Below are 22,216 nucleotides of genomic sequence, written 5' to 3'. Positions count from 1 at the left end.
GGAGGCCCCTCACCGCGGGCCTGGCTACTTCACGTCCTTCGCCTGCGCCTTCGAGGCGGGCACGGGGAAGCCGCGCTTGCGCATCAGCGCGTCGATGCCCGCGTCACGGCCGCGGAAGCCGCGGTAGGCCTCGGCCGGGTCCAGCGTGTTGCCCACGGAGAAGACATTCTTGCGCAGCCGCTCGGCCACCGACTTGTCGTAGGGGCCCTTGCCTGCGGTGAAGGCCTCGAAGGCGTCCGCCGTCAGCGTGTCGGACCACAGGTAGCTGTAGTAGCCCGCCGAGTACCCGTCGCCCGCGAAGACGTGGCCGAACTGCGGCGTGCGGTGCCGCATCACGATTTCCTTCGGCATGCCCAGCGCCTTCAGCGTGTCGCGCTCGAAGGCGTCCGGGTCGATGGGCTTGTCCCCCGCCAGGTGCAGCTTCATGTCGATGAGCGCGCTGGACAGGTACTCCACCGTGGCGAAGCCCTGGTTGAACGTGGCGGCCTTGTCGATTCGGGCCACCAGCGCCTTGGGAATCGGCTTCCCCGTCTGGAAGTGCAGCGCGTAGGTGTTGAGCACCTCGGGCGTGGACAGCCAGTGCTCCAGCAGCTGCGAGGGGAACTCCACGTAGTCGCGCGCCACGGACGTGCCCGCCAGCGACGGGTACGTCACGTTGGAGCTGAGCCCGTGCAGCGCATGGCCGAACTCGTGGAACAGCGTGGAGGCGTCCTCCCAGCTGATGAGCACCGCCTCACCGGGCGCGCCCTTCACGAAGTTGGAGTTGTTGGAGACGATGGTGGTGACTTCGCCGCGGAACCGCTCCTGGTTGCGGTACGCATTCATCCACGCGCCGGAGCGCTTGCCGGGGCGCGCGTACGGGTCGAAGTACCAGAGCCCCACGTGGCGGCCGCTCGCCTTGTCCGTCACCTGCCAGACGCGCACGTCCGGGTGGTATACGGGCACGTCCGTCACCGGCGTGAAGGCGAAGCCGAACAGCTCGCCCGCCACCCAGAACATGCCCTCGCGCAGCTTCTCCAACTGCAGGTAGGGCTTCACCTCGTTCTGGTCCAAATCGTACTTCGCCTTGCGGACCTTCTCCGCGTAGTAGCGGTAGTCCCAGGGCTCAATCTTGATTTTCGCGCCCTCCTTGTCCGCCACGGCCTGCATGTCCCGCACTTCCTCGTGGACGCGGGCCACGGCGGGCTTCCACACGGCCTCCATGAGCTCCATGGCGCGCTCGGGCGTCTTCGCCATGGTGTTCTCCAGGCGCCAGTGCGCGTGCGTCGCGTAGCCCAGGAGCTTCGCGCGCTCGGCGCGCAGCTTCAGCACCTCGGCGATGCTGGCGTTGTTGTCGCGCGCGTCGCCGTTGTCGCCGCGGTTGACGTAGTTGCGCCACACCTTCTCGCGCAAGTCCCTCCGGGCCGAGTACGTGAGGAACGGCTCCATGGAGGAGCGCGTGTTGGTGATGACCCACCTGCCCTCGAGGTTGCGGGACTTCGCGGCGGCCGCGGCGCCGGCGCGGACGGAGTCGGGCAGCCCCGCGAGGTCCGCCTCGGACTCGAGGACGACGGTGTAGCCCTCCTCGTCGGCCAGGACATTCTGGCTGAAGGACGTGTAGAGCGACGCGAGCCGCTGGTTGATGGCGGCCAGCTTCTGCTTCGCCGCCGCGTCCAGCTTCGCGCCCGAGCGGGCGAAGCGCGTGTAGTGCAGCCACGTGAGCCGCTGCTGCTCGGGCGTCAGCTTCGCCTTGTCGGGCGAGTTGTAGACGGCCTCGATTCGCTGGAAGAGCCCCGCGTTCTGGTAGATTTCGTCCTCGAAGGCCGCGAGCTTCGGCGCCATCTCCCGCTGGAGCGCCTGGAAGTCCGGCGTGGCCATGGTGGAGCTCCACACGCCATAGAGCGTCTCCACGTCGTTGAACGTCTTCCCCGTGGCCTCCAGCGCGACGATGGTGTTCTCGAAGGTCGGCGGGGCGGACGTGTTGACGATGGCGGCGATTTCCCGGCGGTTCTCCTCCATGGCCGCCTCGAGTGCGGGCTTGAAGTGCTCCACCTTCACGTCGGCGAAGGGCGGCACGCCGCCGTGGGGGCCGGACCACTTCGCGAGGAGCGGGTTGGACGCAGCGGGAGTGGAGGCGGGAGCGGCAGCAGCGGGGGCGGACGGGGCGGAAGCCATGTTCCGGGACTCCTGGGCGAGCGGGGGCGCCGTCGTTGCGCAACCGGCGGATGCGAGCACGGCCATGCCGGCGCCGGCGAAGAGGAGCTTACGCATGAGAAGGGGGTCTCCCAACGAAAGGGTGGCTGTCTGGTGGGGGCGGAGCCTGGCGGCGGCCCGGCGCGAAACGTAGGACGGAATCGCGGCGCCCCCAACACGCCCGCCTGCCCCCCTCTTCCCGAGTCTCCGCCGCTCTCCTCCGGGTATGAGCGCCCACCTCCAGGAGCGGGCCCCCGCTCTTCACCCCGCCCACCCGGCGAGCACGCGGTGTGTCATCTTCCCGCCCGCGAGAACGGCCACCCTCTCCCGGCCGTTGTCCCCATGGATATGACTTTCACGAGCTCCCTGAAGGAACGCATCGAGAACACCGAGCTGCTGGCCAAGGTCGTCCCCGTCGAGGAGGCGGTGAAGCACGTGGCGGACGGCAGCACGCTGGCCATCAGCGGCTTCACCAAGTCGGGTGAGCCGAAGACCTTCCTCCCCGCGCTCGCCTTCCACTTCTCCCAGTCCCTGCCGCAGGCGCGCATCACCCTGCTGTCGGGGGCCTCGCTCTCTGAAGACGTGGAAGGTCCCCTGGCGCCCTTCATCCGCAAGCGCGGCCCGTACATGTCCTCCACCGCGTCGCGCAAGCGCATCCACGCCGGGGAGATGGACTTCACCGACGTCCACCTGTCCGCCTTCGCGCGCAACCTGATGTACGGCTTCTACGGCGACATCGACGTGGCCGTGGTGGAGGTGTCACGCATCCGCCCCGACGGGAGCGTCGTCCTCACGTCCTCGGTGGGCATCAGCGTGGAGGCGCTCGCCCGCGCGAAGAAGATTGTCCTCGAGGTGAACACCTCGGTGCCGGACTACACGGGCTTCCACGACATCGTCGCGCCCGCCACCCACCCGCACGTGGGCTGGCCGCTGCCGGTGGTGAATGTGAGGGACCGCATCGGCACGCCATACGTGGAGCTGGACGTGCACAAGGTGGTGGCGGTCGTGGAGTCCCGCACGCCGGACCACCCGGTGCCCTTCAAGGCGGCGGACGACACGGACAAGCGGATTGCGCGCAACGTGGTGGACTTCCTGCTCCAGTGCCGCGAGCAGTTCAGCTGGGGCAAGCGCCTGCCGCCGATTCAGTCCGGCGTGGGCAACGTGGCCAACGCCATCATCGGCGAGCTGTATGACTCACCCTTCCAGAAGATTCGATTCTGGACCGAGGTGTTCCAGGACGGAATGCTGCGCTACGTGGAGGACGACGCGAAGTTCGAGTACGCGTCGGCCACCGCGGTGTCCTTCTCCGCTGACGGGCGCCGCCGCTTCATGGAGCTGTTCGAGCGCTGCCGCGACAGGCTGGTGCTCCGGCCGATGTGGCTGTCCAACAGCCCTGAAATCATCTCGCGGCTGTTCGTCATCGCGATGAACACGCCCATCGAGGTGGACATCTATGGGCACGTCAACTCCACGCACATCGACGGCTCGCGCATCGTCAACGGGCTGGGCGGCTCGGGGGACTTCTTCCGCAATGCGTACCTGAGCATCGTCCACACGCCATCCACGCGGCGACTGAAGGACGGGCGGACGGTGAGTTGTGTCATGCCGTACGTCCGACACATCGACCACACCGAGCACGACATCAAGTGCGTCGTCACCGAGCAGGGCTACGCGCTGAACATGGACATCCGCTCACCGAAGCGGCGGGCGCAGGACATCATCGAGCGCTGCGCGCACCCGCACTTCCGGCCGCTCTTGAAGGGGTACCTGGACATGGCGGGGGCCGGCGACGAGCCGCGCGCCACGGACATGCAGGCGCTGAACAAGTGGTGGCAGGAGTACGACGAGGCGTGCCGCAACTTCCCCCGGGGCGGGTGAGCCGGGGATGGAGCGGAACGGACGTGAGGCCTCGCCTCCCGAGGTCTCCGAGCAGATGCCCGAGGTGGAGCAGAACGAACGCAAGGCCCCGCCCCCCGAGATGCCCGAGCAGATGCGCGCGGTGGAGCGGAACGGGCGCGAGGCCTGGCCTCCCGAGGTGTCCGAGCAGATGCGCGAGGTGGACCGGCTGCGGCGCAGCGGCCGATACGCGTCGGCGCTCGCGCTCATCCGGCAGCTCGCGGAGACGTACCCGCGGCAGGTGCGCATCCTGAGCGAGCTGGGGCAGACGCTGGGCATCTGGGGCGGCGAGCCAGCGCAGGCACTCGTCTGGTACGAGCGGGTGCTGGAGCTGGCGCCCGGGCACAACACCACGCGACTGCACCGGGCACTCTCGCTGGCGCGGCTGGGACGGCACGAGGAGGCGGTGGCGGACTTCGACGCGCTGGTGGCAGGGGGGTACCGCAAGGCACTCGTCATCCACATGAAGCGCGCGGAATCGTTGGAGGCGCTGGGGAGAGATGCGGAGGCGGAGCGGGACTGGACGCTCGCGGTGGCGGAGGACCCGGGCAATCCGTGGCTGCTCCAGCAGCGCGCGTCGGTGCGGGCACGGCTGGGAATGCTGGCGGAGGCGGTGACGGACCTCTCGGACGCGCTTGCCACGCAGGCAGGGGAGGACGTGGACCCGGAGCTGCTGTGGCAGCGGGGCGTGCTCAGGGCTCGGCTGGGAGATGCGGATGGAGCCCGCGCCGACTTCGAGGCGGGGCTCGCTGCTTTCCGCGAGGGAGATCCGCCCCGACTGCTGGACGCATTGCGCGCCGGACTCGCGGAGTCCATGCGGCGCTGACACCCGTGAGTCAGTGACACTGCCTGACGCCTCGGACGGAGGCGCGGAGGCATCCGAAGGAGACGGGTCCATGCGTTGAGGCCCCGGATCTTCGGCGGACGCCAGCGCACGCCACAGAATATTGCCCGAGGCGAGCACCTCGGCTTCTGTCACCAGCGTGCCCTCCTCGGCCGGCGCGCGCACCAACTCCACCAGCGCGCCCCAGATGAGGCCCTCACCGACGCGGGCGCTCCCCGGAACCAGCGCGCCCTCTTGCTCGCCGTATCTCAACACCTCGCGCACCAGCGCACGCACCGCCCGACCATGCGACTGTGGCCCCAGCGCGCGCAGCGCACGCGGCCCCGGGCGGCTCGACTCATACGGGCCCGGAGTCTCCAGCGAGGCATCTGGAGCATCCGCCTCCATCGCGTCCAGTCCAGCGTCTGCCCTCCGCGACCATGAGGAGCCCGGAGCATCCGGCTCCGCGGCACGGGCACCGGACTCCTCCCAATCACCTGCCGCAGGTGGAACCCCTGTACCTGTCCCGGTAGAGGATGGCGCATACACACCCATCGCGTCTGGCGGCACAGGCCCGAGCGAGCGCGGCATGTAGGGCAGATAGGTGTGGCGCGCATGGGGCCCGGGGTCGCGCGGGTGCCAGTGCAGGAACGTGAAGGCAAAGAGTCCCGGCTCTCTCAGTGCCTCGGCGACCAGCTCGTTCCAGAAGTCGAAGAAGGCCTGGCGAAAGCCCAGCTCCGGCCTGCCATGCGCACATTCGAAGGCAACGCGCGCCCGGTGGCACAGGGTGTTCTCGGCGAAGTCTCGCACCGCGAGCGCGAAGCCTCGCTTGCTGCCGTAACGGCGATAGAGAGTGCCCACCGACATGCGCATCGCCAGCGCCAGCTCCGACGCGTGCACGTTGTCGTACCCCCGCAGCGCCATCACCCCCGCCGCCTCGCCCATCGCGTTGGCATGCATGTGCTCCAGAATCCACATGGCCCCTTCCCCTCCCCACCCGCTCCGGACGACCGGCGGCTGGAACGAACATTACTTCCACGCCTGCCTATCTACCGGGTGGGTCTGACATGGGCGCGAGACCAGGGGAGTAGCCCCGGAGGAACCGCTCGCGACATACGGTCCGCGCAGGGCGTGGTCTGCGCCTGTCTCACAGTCTGGGAACATGGATGCGGGAGCCCCGGCCATCACGGCGGGTCTCGCGCGACGTGCATGCAGCAACGGAGGCTCTGACTCGCCCTTCGCTTCTTTGGGGCGCCCCAGAGGGAGACCCGAGGGAATCGGTCAAGAATGGCGAGAGTCGAGTCTGCCGATGGCGAGCTGGCTGACGCGTGGAACGAAGGTTCCTTCCAGCTCAGCCGCGGCAGGGGCAGGGATGGACGCCCGGGAAATCATCCAGGCGCCACCGACCGCGACACCATCCAAACCGTTTTACCGGTTGAACCTCGACAGCGGTGTCCCTAGCGTTGAAATAACCAGTAAACGACTTTATGCGGTTACATGCCGATTTCGGCCGGAGGCACACATGCCGTCCCCCATCGCCCTCATTGCCGCCCCTTCCTTCCTGGGATTGAGCCGTCCGGATGGGCGCGCCCCCCGGGTGGACCTGCTCCCGGAGGCCTTGATGGAGGCGGGGCTGGGCCGAAGGCTCGGAGTGGCGTTGGAGGCCACTGTGACTCCCGGGCCCTATGTTCCGGAGCGGGATTCCGTCGTCGGCGTCCACAACGCTCCCGGCATCGTGGACCTGGCGCACCGGCTCGCGGATGTGGTGGAGGCGGCGCGCCTTGCCTCTCGCGTGCCGGTGGTGCTCGGTGGTGATTGCAGCATCCTGCTCGGGTGCCTGCTGGGATTGAAGCGGACCGGGGCGCGTCATGGGCTCGCCTTCCTGGACGGGCACACGGACTTCTGGCCTCCGTCGGCATCGCCCCTCGGGGGTGTCGCCGGCATGGACCTGTGGTTCTCCACCGGCCGTGGCTCGGCCGTGCTCTCCAACCTCGAGGGACGCGGACCTCTCGTGCGTGACGCGGACGTCGCATTGCTCGGCGTGAGGGACCCGGACGACTGGGGCGGCGGCGTGGGCGCCGAGCGCGCCCGGGACACCGCCATGCTCTACCTGGACCTGGCCACCCTGCGCCGCGACGGCATCTCCGCGTCCATGGAGCGCGTCCTGTCACGCCTCCGGGCGCCGGGCTTGGAGGGCTTCTGGATTCACCTCGACGCGGACGTCATGGATGACGCGGTGATGCCCGCGGTGGACTCGCGGCAGCCGGACGGGTTGCGGCCGGAGGAGTTGAGCGAGGTGCTGGCGCTGCTCGCCGGCTCCGGACGCGTCGCGGGCGTCGACGTCACCATCTACGACCCGAGCCTCGACCCCGAGCGCACGGCCGCCCGCGTGCTGACGGACGTGCTGGTCCATGGGCTCGGGGCGCTGGCCTCACCGCCCCGGACGCGGCAGGCTGGAGCCGATGGCCTCTCCCCATAGCGCCGAGCTGCCCTCGGACGTCGTGCTGCTGCGCGACTTCGTCAACACGCTGGACGTGGAGAAGCTGCTCGACGACGTGCCCACGCCCGTGGCGCTCGCCGGCTGGTTCCGCGCCCGGGGGCTCCTGTCGCCAGGAGACACGGTGTCGCCCGAGGCCTTCACCGCCGCCATCCAGGTGCGCGAGGCGCTGCGCGCAGTGCTGCTCGCGCACAATGGCGAACCCCTGCCCCCGGCGGAGCTACGTACGCTGGAGCGCGTGGCCGCGGCCAGCCCGCTCACAGTGGGCTTCGACTCCGGCGGCGTGACGCTCCGCCCGGCCGCGCAAGGGGGTTGGAAGGCCCTGGGGAGCCTCTTCGCGGCGATGGCCACCGCCCAGCGGGATGGACGCTGGGAGCGGCTGAAGCTCTGCCCCGCCGGCGACTGCCAGAGCGCCTTCTACGACACGTCGAAGAACCGCTCCGGGCGCTGGTGCAGCATGCGCATCTGCGGCAACCGGATGAAGCTCCAGCGCTTCCGCACCGGCGCCGCGCGACAGGCACGCTGAGGCACTCTTCCTGGGCGTACGCCCCCGGGAATTGCCAGCCGGAGCGTCGTTGCAGCCATGAAGGTCGTCTTGCCATCAGCGGCGGTCGCGGCTCCACAGCCCAGCTTCGTGGAGGACTGCCAGCCCCCGCGTGAAGTGGCCGACCTTGTCGACATTGGATGGCATCGACTGGCCGACGGCCATCCGCCCCGGCTCCGAGTCGGCGATGGACCTGGACGCGTGCCGGGAGCCCGCCGCTACGCCGCGACGTCTGCCTCGGGCGAGCGGCGCACCTTCGCGAGCGCGGCCATCAGCACCTCGGGCCCCGCCCCCGACTTGTGCGCGTTCTCACTCAGGTGCCGGCGCCAGGCGCGCGCACCGGGCAGCCCCTGGAAGAGGCCGAGCATGTGCCGGGTGATGGCGCCTAGCGGCGCGCCCTGACTCATGCGCCGCTCGACGTACGGGAGCATCGCCTCCACCACGGCGTGGCGCTCGGGCGGAGCCTCCCGCGCGCCGAAGAAGCGGCGGTCCGCCTCCGCGAGCAGGTACGGGTTCTCGTAGATGGCGCGGCCCATCATCACCCCATCCACGTGCTTCAGGTGCTCGGCGGCGGAGTCCAGCGTCTTGATGCCACCGTTGATGCTGATGTCCAGGTGGGGGAACTCGGACTTGAGCCGGTAGACGAGCTCGTAGCGCAGCGGCGGCACGTCCCGGTTCTCCTTCGGGCTCAGCCCCTGCAACCACGCCTTGCGCGCATGGACGATGAAGCGCGTGCAGCCCGCGGCCGACACCTTGCGGATGAACGCCTCCAGCGTCGGCCACTCCTCCAGCTCGTCGATGGCGATGCGCGACTTCACCGTGACGGGGATGCTCACCGCGTCCCGCATGGCGCCCACCAGCCGCGCGACGAGGTCCGGCTCCGCCATGAGACACGCACCGAAGCGGCCGGACTGGACGCGGTCGCTCGGGCAGCCGCAGTTGAGGTTGATTTCGTCGTAGCCCCACTCCTGGCCGATGCGCGCGGACTCGGCGAGCGCGGCGGGCTCCGAGCCTCCGAGCTGGAGCGCCACCGGGTGCTCCGCGGGCTCGTAGCCCAGGAGCCGCTCGCGGTCTCCGTGGATGACGGCCCCCGTGGTCACCATCTCCGTGTAGAGGAGCGTGTGACGGCTGAGCAGCCGGTGGAAGTACCGGCAGTTCCGGTCCGTCCAGTCCATCATCGGCGCGACACACAGCGGAATGGGGCGAGGCGGCATCATGGAAGAACCCGGGGGAGCGGCTGGAGCGTCCCTCGAAGCGAGGCCGCTCCCCTGCCGGGTGCATCTACCCGGCTTTCCCGTCCCTGCCCACCCCTCTTTGCCTCCAGCACGCACGGAGAGCGAGGAGGCGGACATCCGTCCCCTGTAGGCTACCCCCGTGTCCCCGAGCCCTCCCCTCCTGGATGACATGCTGCTCTTCGTCGAAGTCATAGCGACGGGCGGAATCACCTCCGCCGCCGAAAGGCTGGGCCTGCGCAAATCCACGGTGAGCCGCCGCCTCGCCGCGCTGGAGGAGCGGCTGGGCATCCGCCTGCTCGAGCGCAACACGCGCAGGCTGCGCCTGACCGAGGCGGGCCGCGACTACCACGCCCACTGCGCGCGGCTCGTCGCCGAGGCGCGTGAGGTCAACCGCGCGGTGAGCGAGTCGCGCGGCACGCCCCAGGGCACGCTGCGCCTCGCCACCCTGTCGCTGCTCGGCGAGCTGCTCACGCCGCTCATCGCCGAGCTCCTCCTGCACCAGCCGCGCATGCGCGTGGAGGTGTCCCTCGCCGAGGCCCACGTGGACCTCATCGCCGAGGAATATGATTTGGCCCTGCGCACCGGGCCGCTGGCGGACTCCACGTTGATGGCCCGCCGGCTGGGGCGCCTGCGCACGGGCTACTACGCCAGCCCCAGCTATCTCAGCCGCCACGGCACGCCCCACTCGGCGGACGAGCTGCGGGGCCACGAGTGCGTCCTCCTCGCGGAGCCGGGCACGGACGAGGTGTGGTTCTTCGGCGAGGGCCGGCGCGCGAAGACGGTGCCCGTGGCGGGCCGGCTGCGCGTGCCCAGCGTGCGCGCCGGACAGGCCGCCGCGCGCGCGGGCCTGGGCGTGGTGCGGCTTCCGGCGTCGCTCGTCGTGGACGACGTGCGCGCGGGGCTGCTCGTCCCGGTACTGGAGGACGTGACGCCGCCGGGCATCCCCATCTTCGCCGTCTACCCCAGCAGCCGGCAGTTGCCGCCCAAGGTGCGCGCCTTCCTGACGCTGCTGTCCGAGCGCAGCGCCTCGCTCCCCTGGGAGCCGGAGACGTAGGGGGCGCTTCGCGGAACAATCCGTTGCGCCGGGGGCTCTCGTCCCGGGCCTCCCCCACCATTACACCTTCCTCCGTACCGGGAGCCTCGGCCATGCAGGCCGTGGCCCGACGAGGAGGATGAAGTCATGGCTGGGAATGTCATCGAGCTGGGGGACGCGGACTTCCGGCGCGAGGTGCTCGAAGCGGAGGAGCCGGTGGTGGTGGACTTCACGGCCGCGTGGTGCCCGCCGTGCCGCATCATCGCGCCCATGCTGGACGCGCTGGCCACCGAGTGGCGGGGCCGGATGAAGTTCACCAAGATTTCCACCGACGACCACATGGAGACGGCGCAGCAGTACGGCATCCGCGCCATGCCCACGCTGCTCGTCTTCAGGGACGGCAAGGTGGTGAAGCAGCTCGTCGGGGCCATGCCACGCAAGCGGCTGGAAGAGGAATTGCGCCCGTTCCTCGCGGAGGTCAGCCTCAACGCGACGTTCTGAGCCGCGCAGGGCCGCCCGGGGCCCGGCCATGTTCGTGGCATTCCCTCACGGACATGGCTAGTGATGCGCGCATGAAAGCAATCGAACTCCAGAAGACGGGCAGCATCGAGGGCTGGGTGCAGGTGGAGCGTCCGGAGCCGAAGCCGGGGCCGGGTCAGGCCCTGGTGCGCATCCGCGCGGTGTCCCTCAACTACCGCGACCTGTTCATCGCCCTGGGCAGGTACCCGGGCAGCCGCCCGCCGAATCTCATCCCCACGTCCGACGGCGCCGGCGAGGTGGTGGCAGTGGGCGCCGGCGTCACCCGGGTGAAGCCCGGGGACCGCGTGGCGCCCACCTTCTTCCAGACGTGGACGGACGGCCCGAGGACACAGGAGAAGGCGGCCAACGCGCTGGGCGGCAGCGTGGACGGCGTGCTCGCGGAGTACGTCGTCGTGGACGCGGAAGGGCTGGTGCACCTGCCGGAGCACTTCTCCTTCGAGGATGGCTCGACACTGCCGTGCGCGGCCGTGACGGTCTGGAACGCGCTGGTGCCCGAGGGCGGACTGAAGCCGGGCCAGACGGTGCTGGCGCAGGGCACCGGCGGCGTCTCCATCTTCGCGCTCCAATTCGCCCGCGCGCTCGGGGCCCGCGTCGTCATCACCTCCAGCCAGGACGCGAAGCTGGAGCGCGCGAAGGCGCTCGGAGCGGACGGCACCGTCAACTACAAGAAGCACCCGGACTGGGAGACGCCGGTGCTCCAGCTCACGGGCGGCCAGGGTGTGGACCACGTGCTGGAGGTGGGCGGGGCCGAGACGCTGCCCCACTCGTTCGCGGCCACGCGGCCTGGCGGGCACATCCACCTCATCGGCATGCTCAGCGGCGGCTTCGCGAAGCCGGACCCCGCCATCGTCGAGGCGAAGAAGCTGAACGTGCACAACATCTACGTGGGCAGCCGCGCCATGTTCGAGGACATGAACCGCGTCATCACCCAGCACAAGCTGAAGCCCGTCATCGACCGCGTCTTCCCGCTCGACGAGGCGCGCGAGGCGCTGCGCTACATGGAGGCGGGCGCGCACTTCGGGAAGATTGTCATCAAGCTCTGAAGCGGGTGCCGCGTCAGCGGACCTTGATGCCCAGCGCCTTGAGGCGCGAGGCCAGCGTGGTGGGCGCAAGGCCCAGCAGCTCAGCCGCGCCTCCCGCGCCGTAGACCTTGCCGCCCGCCGCGGCAAGCGCGGCCTCCAGGTTCTTCCGCTCGCGCTGGCGCCATTCCTTCTCGGCGACGAAGGGCGCGGACTCCCTGCGCTCGCGTGGCGGCGGAGCGCCCTTCGCTTCGGGCAATGCCCCATCCAGCCGCAGCCGTCCCCCGCGCGAGAGGATGGCCGCGCGCTCCAGCACGTTCTCCAGCTCACGCACGTTGCCCGGCCAGTCGTAGCGCTGGAGCGCCAGCACATGGGCTCGTGAGAGACGTGGCAGCGGCAGGTTGAGCTTCGCGGAGATGCGCCGGAGGAGGTGCTCGGCCAGCAGGGGAATGTCGTCCCGGCGCTCGCGCAACGGAGGCACTTCCATGGGAAAGACGCCGAGCCGGTAGTAGAGGTCCTCGCGGAAGCGGCCCGCGGCGACCTCGGCCTTCAAGTCACGGTTGGTGGCGGCGATGATGCGCACGTCCACCTTGCGCGTGACGTCCTCGCCCACGCGCTCGAAGGTACCCTCCTGCAGCACGCGGAGCAGCTTGCTCTGCAGCTCCAGGGGAATCTCCCCCACCTCGTCGAGGAAGAGCGTGCCGCCCTCCGCCGCCTGGAAGCGGCCGGCCCTGTCCCGCAGCGCGCCGGTGAAGGCGCCCTTCACGTGGCCGAAGAACTCGCTCTCGAACAGCTCGCGGGGAATGGAGGCGCAGTTGACGCGGATGAGGGGCCGCTCGCGGCGCGGACTCTGCTCGTGGATGGCGCGGGCGATGAGCTCCTTGCCCACGCCGGACTCCCCGAGGATGAGCACGCTGGCCGTGGTGGCGGCCACCGGCTGGAGCTGCTGGAGGACCCGCTGGAGCGCGGCGCCGCGGCCGACGATTTCCCCGAAGGAGTGCGCGTCCTTCACCTCCTCGCGCAGGGAGTCACGCTCCAGCTCCAGCTGCGCGCGCAGCCGCGCCACCTCCTCGAAGGCGCGCGCGTTGGCCAGCGCCACCGCCGCGTGGTCCGCGAAGGTGCGCAGCCAGGAGAACTCCCGCTCGCCGAGCTCGCGCCGGCTGAACACCGCCAGCACGCCCAGCACGTCGCCCCGGAAGACGAGCGGCTGGCCCGCGAAGCTCCGGATGCCCTCGCGCCGCGCCCAGTCCTTGTGCACCAGCCAGTCCGCCTGCCCGCCCAGGCTCTGGAGGAGCACGGGCTCGCCCGTCCTGCCGATATGCCCCACCTTGCGCACGCCCAATGGAAAGCGGCGGAACGCGCCATCCAGCCGCGTCCACTCCTCGCCGGGTGACTCGCGCGAGGCCCCCGCGCTCGCCGCCAGGTGCAGGCAGCGCGCGGAGTCCGGGCACTCGGCGCGCATGGGGCAGACGCCGCAGATGTCCCCGGGTTCGATGAGCCACAGGCGCGCCAGGGCCACGTCCGGCTGGGCGGCGAGCCCCTGGACGATGCGCGCCAGCACCCGGTCCACCGAGCGGACCTGCGCCACGGCCAGGGCGATGGACTGGAGCGCCTCCGCGTACATGCCCCTTCCCTAACCCGAAAGCCTCCGCGCGAGCACCACGACTTCTCGTGCCGGCTTTTCGGTGTCCACGAAATCTCGTGGTGCCCCGGAGGCGCGCTCCCGAGGGACACCGGCCGGCACGCGCGCTGCAATCCCAGTAGGCGAACCCTTCACCTGAATGAAAAGGAGCTCTCCATGGCATCTCCCCTTCGCCCTCCCTTCACCCTCGAGACGGCGCGCGCCAAGGTGCAGGCGGCCGAGGACGCATGGAACAGCAGGGACCCGGAGCGGGTGGCGCTCGCGTACACGGAGGACTCCGAGTGGCGCAACCGCACCGAGTTCTTCCGGGGCCGCGAGGCCATCAAGGCCTTCCTCCGCCGCAAGTGGGAAAAGGAGCTGGACTACCGGCTCATGAAGGAGCTGTGGGCCTTCACCGGCAACCGCATCTCGGTCCGCTTCGAGTATGAGTGGCGCGACGCCGCCGGCCAGTGGTTCCGCACGCACGGCAACGAGCACTGGGAATTCGACGCCGAGGGGCTCATGCGCCGCCGGGACATGAGCGCCAACGACATCCCCATTTCCGAGGCCGAGCGGCGCTACCGCTAAAGGGGGCGAGCCTGCCTGTCCTCCGGGCCCGCCGTCCACCACGCTCCGTGAAATAAAACGAAGTGTGGAGATTCTCTCCAGGTAGGGTAGTCACGGGCGCGAAACGGGAGCGTCACGGCCGTCTGACGGCGGGCTCCCGGGGAATTGAAGCCCGGACACCCGGGCAGCCTGGAGGGACGGATGCTCGAGAAGCTGATGCCCAAGTCGGATGAGTTCTTCGACGACTTCGACGCGCAGTGTGCCGTCACCGTGCAGGGCGCGAAGCTGCTGCACGAGCTGCTGGTGGACTACCGCGACGTGCCCGAGCGGGTCCGGAAGCTGAAGGAGATTGAGCACCGCGGTGACGAGGTGACGCACACCGCCTTCAACCGTCTGCACCAGCAGTTCATCACCCCGTTCGACCGAGGGCAGATTCACAACCTGCTGTCGCGCATCGACGACGTGCTGGACTTGACGAACGCCGCGGCGGCGCGGCTGCACTACTACGAAATCCAGACCAGCCTCCCGGATGCGACGGAGCTGGCGCGGCTGCTGGTGCTGAGCACGCAGAAGGTGCAGGAGGTGGTGGCGGCGCTGCGGCTCATCAAGAAGCCGGAGCAGATTCTGGCCGGCTGCAAGGAAATCAAGCAGCTGGAGTCCCAGGCGGACGAGGCGCTGCGCTCGGGCGTGGGCCGGCTCTTCAAGAGCGGCGTGGACACGCTGACGGTCATCAAGTGGAAGGAAATCTACGACCTCATCGAGACGGCGACGGACAAGTGCCAGGGCGTCGCCAACATCATCGAAGGCGTGGTGCTGGAGCACTCCTGAGATGCTACTCACCGCCGTCGTCCTCATCGTCGCAGTCGCCCTGATTTTCGACTTCATCAACGGCTTCCACGACGCGGCGAACTCCATCGCCACCGTGGTGTCCACGCGCGTGCTGTCACCCAACCTGGCGGTGGCCTGGGCGGCGTTCTTCAACTTCATCGCCGCGTTCGCCGGTGGCGTGCACGTGGCGAACACCATGGGCAAGGGCATCATCAACTTCGAGATGCTGCGCGCCGAGGGCTCGTCCGCGGTGCTCGCCGTCATCTTCTCCGCGCTGATGGGCGCGATTGCCTGGAACCTGCTGACGTGGTGGTGGGGGCTGCCGTCGTCCTCGTCTCACGCGCTGGCGGGCGGAATGATTGGGGCCACGCTGCCGGTGCTCGGCTTCAAGGGGCTGGTGGGCTCGGGCATCGCGAAGATTGCGTCCTTCATCGTGCTGTCGCCGCTCATCGGCATGGTGCTGGGCGTGGCCCTGATGCTGGCGAGCACGTGGACGGTGCACAAGCAGACGCCACTCCGGGTGGACTTGTGGTTCCGGCGGCTGCAGCTGGTGTCGTCGGGCATCTTCTCGTTCAGCCACGGCACCAATGACGCGCAGAAGGTGATGGGCATCATCGCGGTGGTGCTGTTCGGCACCATCTGGAAGGACCGGCCGTTCCACATCGACTGGTGGATGATCATCTCCTGCCATGCGGCCATCGCCATGGGCACGTTCTTCGGCGGCTGGCGCATCGTCCGCACCATGGGCCACAGCCTCACCAAGCTGGCGCCGATTGGCGGCTTCAGCGCCGAGACGGGCGGCGGCGTCACCATCATCGCGCTGGCGCACCTGGGCATCCCCGTGTCCACCACCCACACGATTACGGGTGCAATCGTGGGCGTGGGCTCCACCAAGGGCTGGCGCGCCGTGAAGTGGGGCGTGGCGGGTCGCATCATCTGGGCCTGGGTGTTCACCATCCCCGCCGCCGCGCTCATGGCGGTGATTGTCTACGGCCTCACCCAGGTAGTCGTGCGGCTGGTGGGCTGAAAGCTCCCCCGTACGTATTGCAACCGAATACCACCTTCCGGGAGGCTGGCTTGACTTGCATCCGCGAGTTCAGCCAGCCTTCCGTTTCATGAGCGGCCTGAACGGGAGCATCGCGCTGGGCGAGGGACACCTGTCCTCCGCCTCCGTGCGCCCGGCCACCGCTTCGACCACCACTACCACCACCACTACGACTCCCCGCGGAGCGCGGGCGGTCTAGCTCGGACACCTTCGCAGGTCTCCCAGCTCGGCCCCGCGCTCCCAGGCGCGGGGCTTTTTCGTTTTCGCACCACCCTTCTCAGGAGCCCCGAATGCAGCCCACCCCGAAGACGCCTCTCTCACAGTCCTCCCGCTCCGCGCCGCTGCACGCCGAGGTGTCGCCATGCGCGTGATGAAATTCGGTGGCACGAGCGTGGGCGGCGCGCAGCAGATGCGCCGCGTGGTGGACCTGGCCGCGGCGGCGCGCCAGGAGACGCGCGTCATGCTGGTGGCCTCGGCTGTGTCCGGCATCACCAACCTCCTCATCGACGCCGCGCGCGTGGCCCAGGAGCGCGGCCCCGTGGACGCGCTGAGCGCCCGCTTCGAGGAGACGCACGCCGCAATCTCCCGCGAGCTGGCGGGCGAGCTGGGCCCCGCCCGCCAGAAGCCCCTCGAAGAAGGGCTCGCCGCGCTCGCCTCGGAGTTGCGCGGCCTGCTCCAGGGCGTGGGGCTCTTGCGCGAGTGCTCCCCCTCCGTGCTCGCGCACCTGTCGGGCCTGGGTGAGCGCGCCGCGTGCCTGATTCTCGAGGCGCTGCTGGAGGCGCGAGGCCTTGAGCCCAGGGCGGTGGACCCGCGCGAGGTGCTCATCTGCTCGGGAGACCCGCTCCAGGCCACGCCGATGATGGACGAGATTCGCTCGCGCTTCGCCCCGCTGCGCGGCGAGGGCGGCCCGGGGCTGATGTTGATGCCGGGCTTCTTCGGCGGTGACGGCAAGGGCAAGACGCTGTCGCTCGGCCGCGGCGGCTCGGACTACTCGGCGGCGCTGGCGGCGGCGGCGCTGGACGCGGAGCTGCTCGAAATCTGGACGGACGTGGACGGCATCTTCAGCGCGGACCCGCGCCTGGTGCCCGAGGCCTTCCCGCTGCCGGAGGTGAGCTTCGAGGAGGCCATGGAGCTGGCCTACTTCGGCGCGAAGGTGCTCCACCCGAAGACGATTGCCCCGGCGCGCGAGCGCGGCATCCCCGTGCGCGTCTGCAACAGCTTCCGCCCCGAGCACCCCGGCACCCGCGTGACGGCCGCCGCCGCTCCGCCGCAAGCCCCGGTGCGCGGCCTGTCCTTCCTCCGGGACATCGCGCTCATCAACATCGCCGGCGCGGGCCTCAAGGGCGTCCCCGGCACCGCCGCCCGCGTCTTCGAGTCCATGGCCCACGCCGGCATCTCCGTGGTGCTCATCACCCAGGGCTCCAGCGAGTGCTCCATCAGCTTCTGCGTCCAGCAGGCCGAGGCCGAGCGCGCCGTGAAGGCGCTCGAAGTCGCCTTCGAGGTGGAGCGCGAGGCCGGCAAGGTGGACGCGATTGAGCGCACGGGCGGGCTGGCGATTCTGAGCATCGTCGGCGACGGCATGCGCCACCGCGTGGGCGTGGCGGGCACGTTCTTCAGCGCCCTGGCCGACGTGGGGTGCAGCATCGCCGCGATTGCGCAGGGCTCCAGCGAGCGCAGCATCTCCGCCGTCATCTCCGAGACGGACGGCCCGCGCGCCATGGCCCACGTGCACGGCCGCTGCTTCGGCACCACGGAGGTGGTGGAGCTGCTGGTGGCTGGAGTGGGCAGCGTAGGCGGCGAGCTGCTGCGACAGGTGCGCCAGCAGGCCCCCAAGCTGCGCGCGCACGGCGTGGACCTGCGGGTATGCGCGATTGCGAACAGCCGGCACTGCGTGGCCTCCAGCGAGGGCATCGAGCTGGAGGGCTGGGAGGCGCGGCTCGAGGCGGGCGGAGACGGCCCGGCGATGGACACCTTCCGCGACTGGGCCCGCGCCAAGCGCCCCGGCCGTCCCATCTTCGTGGACTGCACCAGCAGCGAGGACGTGGCGCTCGCCTACCCGTCGCTGATGGAGGCCGGCCTCCACGTGGTGACGGCCAACAAGAAGGCCAACGCCGGCCGGTGGAGCCACTGGCGCACGCTGCGCGAGACGGCCTCGCGCCACCAGCGCCGCTTCCTCTACGAGACGAACGTCGGCGCGGCCCTGCCCGTCATCGACACGCTGAAGAACATGGTGCGCACGGGCGACACGGTGCTGCGCATCGAAGGCATCCTCTCCGGCTCGCTGTCCTTCATCCTCGGGCTCGTCGAAGAAGGCGTGCCGCTGTCCCAGGCCGTGGGCACGGCCATGGAGCGGCGCTTCACGGAGCCGGACCCGCGTGACGACCTGCAGGGCACGGACGTGGCGCGCAAGGTGCTCATCCTCGCGCGTGAGCTGGGCCGCTCGGTGGAATTGGAGGGCGTGAAGCTGGAGTCGCTCCTGCCCGAAGACTTCGACGCGTCCGGTCCGCTGGACGCGTTCCTCGCGCGGCTGCCGAAGGTGGACGCCGTCTTCCAGCACCGCGCCGAGGCGCTGCGCAAGGAGGGTAAGGTGCTGCGCTACGTGGGCAGCGTCACCGCGGAGGGCTGCTCGGTGGGGCTGGTGCCCGTCCCGATGGCGCACCCGCTGGCGGCGGTGAAGGGCGGCGAGAATGCGCTCAGCTTCCTCTCCGAGCGCTACAGCCCCACCCCGCTGGTGATTCGCGGCTACGGCGCGGGCGCGGCGGTGACGGCGGCCGGCGTGCTCGCGGACGTGCTCCGGCTGGTGGAGGGGCCGCTGCCCTGAAGAATGAGCGTGAGGACGGCACGGGCGCCCGGCCTGTTCCGGGTGCCCGAGCCTGCCCGCCTGCTCGGGACATTTGAAGTTGCCCGGAGAACTGCCCAGAATGCGCCCCTGCCCTCGACTCGCGAGCGGCAGGGGGAGAACGGAATGTTCGTGGCTCGCAGGTCAGACTGGGGCAACGCCAGCAAGGTCCTGGCACTCACGCTCACGCTCGCGCTCACGGGGTGCGGCGATGACGACGATGATGATGACGACTGCACCGGCGGCACCACCGGCAGCCCGGTGACGCTGAGCGGCAAGGTGACGTACGACTTCGTCCCGGCGACGTACTCGACGACGACGAGGACGGGAACGTTGGCCTTCTCGCAGGCGTCCAAGCGGCCGGTGCGCAACGCGGTGGTGCAGGTACGCCAGGACTCCAACATCCTCGCCACCGGGTCCACGGACGAGCAGGGCAACTACCAGCTCGGCTACACGCCTTCCACGTGCGGCATGACGCTCGTCGTGCTCGCGAAGACGACGAATCCTCCCATCCAGGTGGAGGACAACACGGACAACGACGCCATCTGGGCCGTGGGCGAGTCGATTACCGCCACCACCACGTCGAAGGACCTGCACGCGGCGCACGGCTGGGGGGGCTCGAGCTACAACGCGAACCAGCGGACCGCGGCGCCCTTCGCCATCCTGGACAGCATGTACACCGCGTCCAAGGCCTTCATGGCGGTGCGCACCGTCACCTTCCCCCCGCTGAAGGTGAACTGGAGCCCGGACAACGTGCCCCAGTCCGGCAACAAGGCGAACGGGCTGATTGGCACGTCGCACTTCTCCTTCACGGAGAACGAAATCTACATCCTCGGGCGCGCGGGCGCGGACACGGACGAGTTCGACTCGCACGTCATCGTCCACGAGTGGGGCCACTACTTCGAGGCCAACCTGTCGCGCGCGGACAGCCCGGGCGGCCCGCACAGCACGGGTGACGTGCTGGACCCGCGCCTGTCCTTCGGCGAGGGCTACGGCAACGCGCTCGCGGCCATGCTGCTGCCCGAGTCCATGTACGTGGACACGGTGTGGACCAACAGCACGAACGGCCCGCCGCTGGCCTTCGGCTTCGACGCGGAGACGGCGCCCACGCCCACGGACGACGAGAAACCCGGCGTGTTCTCCGAGACGAGCGTCATGCGCATCCTGTATGACCTCTACGACTCCGGCTCCAACGAGGGGTACGACGGAGTGGCGCTGGGCCTGGGCCCCATCTACGACGTGCTGGTGGGGCCGCAGAAGACGACCGAGGCCATGACGACCCTGGGCTCGTTCATCGCGGGCCTCAAGTCGCAGGCGGGCGTGAATACGTCCTCGGTGGACACGCTGCTGGCGCACTACAGCGTGGGCGCGATTACGTCGCCCTACGGTGACGGGGACACGAGCCTGCGGACCATGTACGTGGCCGTACCCAACGCGTACCCGTACAACAACAGCATCAGCCTCAAGGGCGGCGAGGAGGCGAACAAGCAGCAGCAGAACCGCTACTTCGCCTTCTCCGGCACCGGCCGGACGATGAACATCTCCGTGTCCAACTCGTCGTACGACGTGGACATCGAGGTCTACAGCCGGGGCAAACTGGTGGCGTCCTCGTACAAGGAGGCGCCGGGCACGGAGTCCGTGAACTTCTCCACCCAGAGCGACACGCCGTATGTGCTGGTGGTGACGGGCTACAGCACCGTGAATACCACCTACAGCGTCTCCGTCTCCATCTCGAGCCCTTGAAGCGAGGAGCACACATGAATCGCACGGCACTCACAGTCCTCTCGGGTCTCCTCGCGCTGACGGCGCCGGTGGCCTGCAGCTCCCAGGCGAAGTCCACGTCCCCCGCGGCCAGCAGCGACACGGCCAAGGCCAGCGCCCCGGTGACGGTGGACGCGAAGCTGGACGGCGAGAAGGCGCACGTCACGCTGCGCTTCGACGCTCCCGCCAGCGACGTGCAGGTGAACGTCTCCGGCGTGGATGGCCTGGCGGTGAAGAGCGAGGCCTCGCCGGTGAAGGGCGGCAGCTTCGCGCGCGCGGACGAGACGTCCTTCGACGTGGACTTCACGCCCGGCCCCGGGCGCTCGCACCTGGTGGTGGCCATCAGCGGCACCTTCCAGGGCGCGCCGCTGTCGAAGGTGGCGACCTTCGCGATGGGCAAGCCCACCGCGGAGCAGCAGAAGTCGTCCGGCACCACCATGACGGGCAGCGACGGCGAGCGCATCAAGGTCATGCCCTCGGGCGGGCAGTAATCCGCTCGCGGTAGAGGGGACGGGCCGGGCGCTTCCCGGTTCGTCCCCACCCGTGGCGCCGTTCGTCCCAGGCGCCATGGAAGCCGTCCCGGCGCGCCGCTAGCCTTCCCGGCCATGCGCGAGCCGCCGCAGGAGTCCTCCGTCCCCTGGTCCGGTGAAGTCCCGCCCCTGCCCTCGTGGGCCGTGTGGACGGGAGCCCTGGCGTGGTGGTTGACGGACGGGCTCGTCACCATCAGCCAGCTGCGCCTCCTGCGGAGCCTGGGCGAGGTGGATGCGCCCGAGGCTTCGCTGTGGCGGATGGCGCTCGCGAGCGCGCTCTTGTGGGTGCCCTTCACCGTGCTGTGCCTGCGCCTGTCCGAGTGGATTCCGCCGCGGCGCGGGCGCCTGGGCGTCGCGGTGGCGGCGCACCTGGGGGCGCTGGCGCTGGTGGTGCTGGGGCGCGCGGCCTTCGTCCTCGTCACGCAGGACGTCATCGGCTGGTATGCGCGGCCTCCGGACGTCGGGGTGGTACTGGCGCAGAGCGTGGCCAACAACGTGCTGCCGTGGCTGCTGCTGACGACGGGCGCGCATGTCCTGGGGCTGGCGCGGCATGCGCACGTGCGCCAGCGCCGGGCGGACCAGCTCCAGGCGCAGCTCGCGGAGGCGCGCTTGCAGGCGCTCGCGGCGCAGCTGAGGCCGCACTTCCTCTTCAACGCCCTCAACGCGGTGGCCTCGCTGGTGCACCGGGAGCCGGATGGCGCGGAGCGGATGCTGGCGCGGCTGGGGGACTTGCTGCGACACAGCCTGGAGTCCGGAGAGCGGCCGGAGGTGACGCTGCGCGAGGAATTGGAGGCGCTGGCGCCATACCTGGACATCGAGTGCACGCGCTTCGGCGCGCGGCTGGCGGTGGAGTGGCACCTGTCGCCGGACGTGCTGGAGGCGCGGGTGCCGCACCTGGCGCTCCAGCCGTTGGTGGAGAACGCCATCCGCCACGGGCTGGCGCCGAGGGCCGAGCCGGGCCGGGTGCGCATCAGCGCGGAGCGGGACGGGGAGACGCTGCGCGTACAGGTGCAGGATGACGGGCTGGGGCTGCCCGGTGGCGTCGCGCCCACGCGGGGCGGAGGCGTGGGGCTGGCCAACCTGCGCGCGCGCCTGGCCACGCTATATGGGGGCCGGGCCGCGCTGGAGCTGAGGCCCGGCACGCCGCGCGGCGCGGTGGCGGAGCTGCGCGTGCCGCTGCGGCCGATGGCGGGAGCGTGAGCGACATGAACCGCGCGATGCCCGAGGCACCCCCGTGGGTGTCGTTGGCGGGGCCCCGCGAGCCAC

The 22,216-nt window shown here is 70.0% G+C and carries 17 protein-coding genes and 1 pseudogene; 14 read left to right on the top strand and 4 right to left on the bottom strand.

The genetic code is table 11. The features are described from left to right. Positions 1 to 24 precede the first annotated feature (24 nt). The gene (locus tag ACVTJA_RS14910; RefSeq protein WP_465837033.1) at positions 25 to 2,250 is read right to left on the bottom strand and encodes a M3 family metallopeptidase; all 2,226 of its coding nucleotides are present in this window, start codon (positions 2,248 to 2,250) and stop codon (positions 25 to 27) included. Positions 2,251 to 2,520: 270 nt separating this feature from the next. Here ACVTJA_RS14910 and ACVTJA_RS14905 point away from each other — a divergent pair, with 270 nt between their 5' ends. Both ACVTJA_RS14905 and ACVTJA_RS14900 read left to right on the top strand, forming a co-directional pair. Further along, entirely contained in the window at positions 2,521 to 4,050 is a 1,530-nt protein-coding gene (locus ACVTJA_RS14905; protein WP_465840393.1) for an acetyl-CoA hydrolase/transferase C-terminal domain-containing protein, read from the top strand. A 7-nt stretch (positions 4,051 to 4,057) separates the two neighbouring features. Next, positions 4,058 to 4,894, top strand: coding sequence for a tetratricopeptide repeat protein (locus ACVTJA_RS14900; RefSeq protein ID WP_465837032.1), 837 nt, complete (start codon positions 4,058 to 4,060; stop codon positions 4,892 to 4,894). A gap of 864 nt (positions 4,895 to 5,758) precedes the next feature. Here ACVTJA_RS14900 and ACVTJA_RS14895 read toward each other — a convergent pair. Beyond that, positions 5,759 to 5,815: pseudogene (locus ACVTJA_RS14895) on the bottom strand (hypothetical protein); the annotation flags it as partial. 598 nt (positions 5,816 to 6,413) lie between these two features. On the opposite strand from ACVTJA_RS14895, the gene ACVTJA_RS14890 reads away from it, so the two are divergent. After that, a complete protein-coding gene (locus tag ACVTJA_RS14890) occupies positions 6,414 to 7,370 on the top strand; it encodes an arginase family protein (RefSeq protein ID WP_465837031.1) in 957 nt (318 codons plus the stop codon). Continuing rightward, the gene (locus ACVTJA_RS14885) at positions 7,354 to 7,914 is read left to right on the top strand and encodes a CGNR zinc finger domain-containing protein (RefSeq protein WP_465837030.1); all 561 of its coding nucleotides are present in this window, start codon (positions 7,354 to 7,356) and stop codon (positions 7,912 to 7,914) included. The genes ACVTJA_RS14890 and ACVTJA_RS14885 overlap by 17 nt, the downstream gene beginning before the upstream one ends. Positions 7,915 to 8,150: 236 nt before the next feature. On the opposite strand, the gene dusA is transcribed toward ACVTJA_RS14885, so the two are convergent. Then, positions 8,151 to 9,149, bottom strand: a complete 999-nt coding sequence (gene dusA / locus ACVTJA_RS14880) for a tRNA dihydrouridine(20/20a) synthase DusA (RefSeq protein ID WP_465837029.1) — start codon at positions 9,147 to 9,149, stop codon at positions 8,151 to 8,153. A 157-nt stretch (positions 9,150 to 9,306) separates the two neighbouring features. Between dusA and ACVTJA_RS14875 the strand changes: the two genes are divergently transcribed. The 3 genes from ACVTJA_RS14875 to ACVTJA_RS14865 all read left to right on the top strand — a co-directional run bounded on the left by ACVTJA_RS14875 (position 9,307) and on the right by ACVTJA_RS14865 (position 11,783). Next, on the top strand, positions 9,307 to 10,221 hold the full coding sequence (locus ACVTJA_RS14875; RefSeq protein ID WP_465837028.1) for a LysR family transcriptional regulator: 915 nt from the start codon (positions 9,307 to 9,309) through the stop codon (positions 10,219 to 10,221). A gap of 126 nt (positions 10,222 to 10,347) precedes the next feature. Then, positions 10,348 to 10,701: a thioredoxin gene (gene trxA / locus ACVTJA_RS14870; RefSeq protein ID WP_465837027.1), complete on the top strand. Its 354-nt coding sequence runs from the start codon at positions 10,348 to 10,350 to the stop codon at positions 10,699 to 10,701. Positions 10,702 to 10,772: 71 nt separating this feature from the next. After that, entirely contained in the window at positions 10,773 to 11,783 is a 1,011-nt protein-coding gene (locus ACVTJA_RS14865) for a zinc-dependent alcohol dehydrogenase family protein (RefSeq protein ID WP_465837026.1), read from the top strand. Positions 11,784 to 11,796: 13 nt separating this feature from the next. On the opposite strand, the gene ACVTJA_RS14860 is transcribed toward ACVTJA_RS14865, so the two are convergent. Beyond that, entirely contained in the window at positions 11,797 to 13,383 is a 1,587-nt protein-coding gene (locus tag ACVTJA_RS14860) for a sigma-54-dependent Fis family transcriptional regulator (protein WP_465837025.1), read from the bottom strand. A gap of 174 nt (positions 13,384 to 13,557) precedes the next feature. Between ACVTJA_RS14860 and ACVTJA_RS14855 the strand changes: the two genes are divergently transcribed. The 7 genes from ACVTJA_RS14855 (at position 13,558) to ACVTJA_RS14825 (ending at position 22,150) form a co-directional block, all read left to right on the top strand. Continuing rightward, positions 13,558 to 13,968, top strand: coding sequence for a nuclear transport factor 2 family protein (locus tag ACVTJA_RS14855; protein ID WP_465837024.1), 411 nt, complete (start codon positions 13,558 to 13,560; stop codon positions 13,966 to 13,968). A gap of 180 nt (positions 13,969 to 14,148) precedes the next feature. After that, positions 14,149 to 14,775: a DUF47 domain-containing protein gene (locus ACVTJA_RS14850; RefSeq protein WP_465837023.1), complete on the top strand. Its 627-nt coding sequence runs from the start codon at positions 14,149 to 14,151 to the stop codon at positions 14,773 to 14,775. Position 14,776: 1 nt separating this feature from the next. Further along, the gene (locus ACVTJA_RS14845; RefSeq protein ID WP_465837022.1) at positions 14,777 to 15,802 is read left to right on the top strand and encodes an inorganic phosphate transporter; all 1,026 of its coding nucleotides are present in this window, start codon (positions 14,777 to 14,779) and stop codon (positions 15,800 to 15,802) included. Between the two features lie 379 nt (positions 15,803 to 16,181). Continuing rightward, positions 16,182 to 18,641, top strand: coding sequence for a bifunctional aspartate kinase/homoserine dehydrogenase I (thrA, locus tag ACVTJA_RS14840; protein ID WP_465837021.1), 2,460 nt, complete (start codon positions 16,182 to 16,184; stop codon positions 18,639 to 18,641). Positions 18,642 to 18,785: 144 nt separating this feature from the next. Beyond that, positions 18,786 to 20,402: a hypothetical protein gene (locus ACVTJA_RS14835; protein ID WP_465837020.1), complete on the top strand. Its 1,617-nt coding sequence runs from the start codon at positions 18,786 to 18,788 to the stop codon at positions 20,400 to 20,402. A 14-nt stretch (positions 20,403 to 20,416) separates the two neighbouring features. Further along, positions 20,417 to 20,911: a hypothetical protein gene (locus ACVTJA_RS14830; protein WP_465837019.1), complete on the top strand. Its 495-nt coding sequence runs from the start codon at positions 20,417 to 20,419 to the stop codon at positions 20,909 to 20,911. A gap of 114 nt (positions 20,912 to 21,025) precedes the next feature. Continuing rightward, positions 21,026 to 22,150 (top strand): sensor histidine kinase, encoded by a 1,125-nt coding sequence (locus ACVTJA_RS14825; protein WP_465837018.1) that lies wholly within the window; start codon positions 21,026 to 21,028, stop codon positions 22,148 to 22,150. The last annotated feature ends 66 nt before the right edge of the window (positions 22,151 to 22,216 follow it).

This window comes from Pyxidicoccus sp. M6 (genome assembly GCF_055568925.1).
Note: the sequence above shows the minus strand (reverse complement) of the source record. Positions and strands in the feature narration are given on the sequence as shown.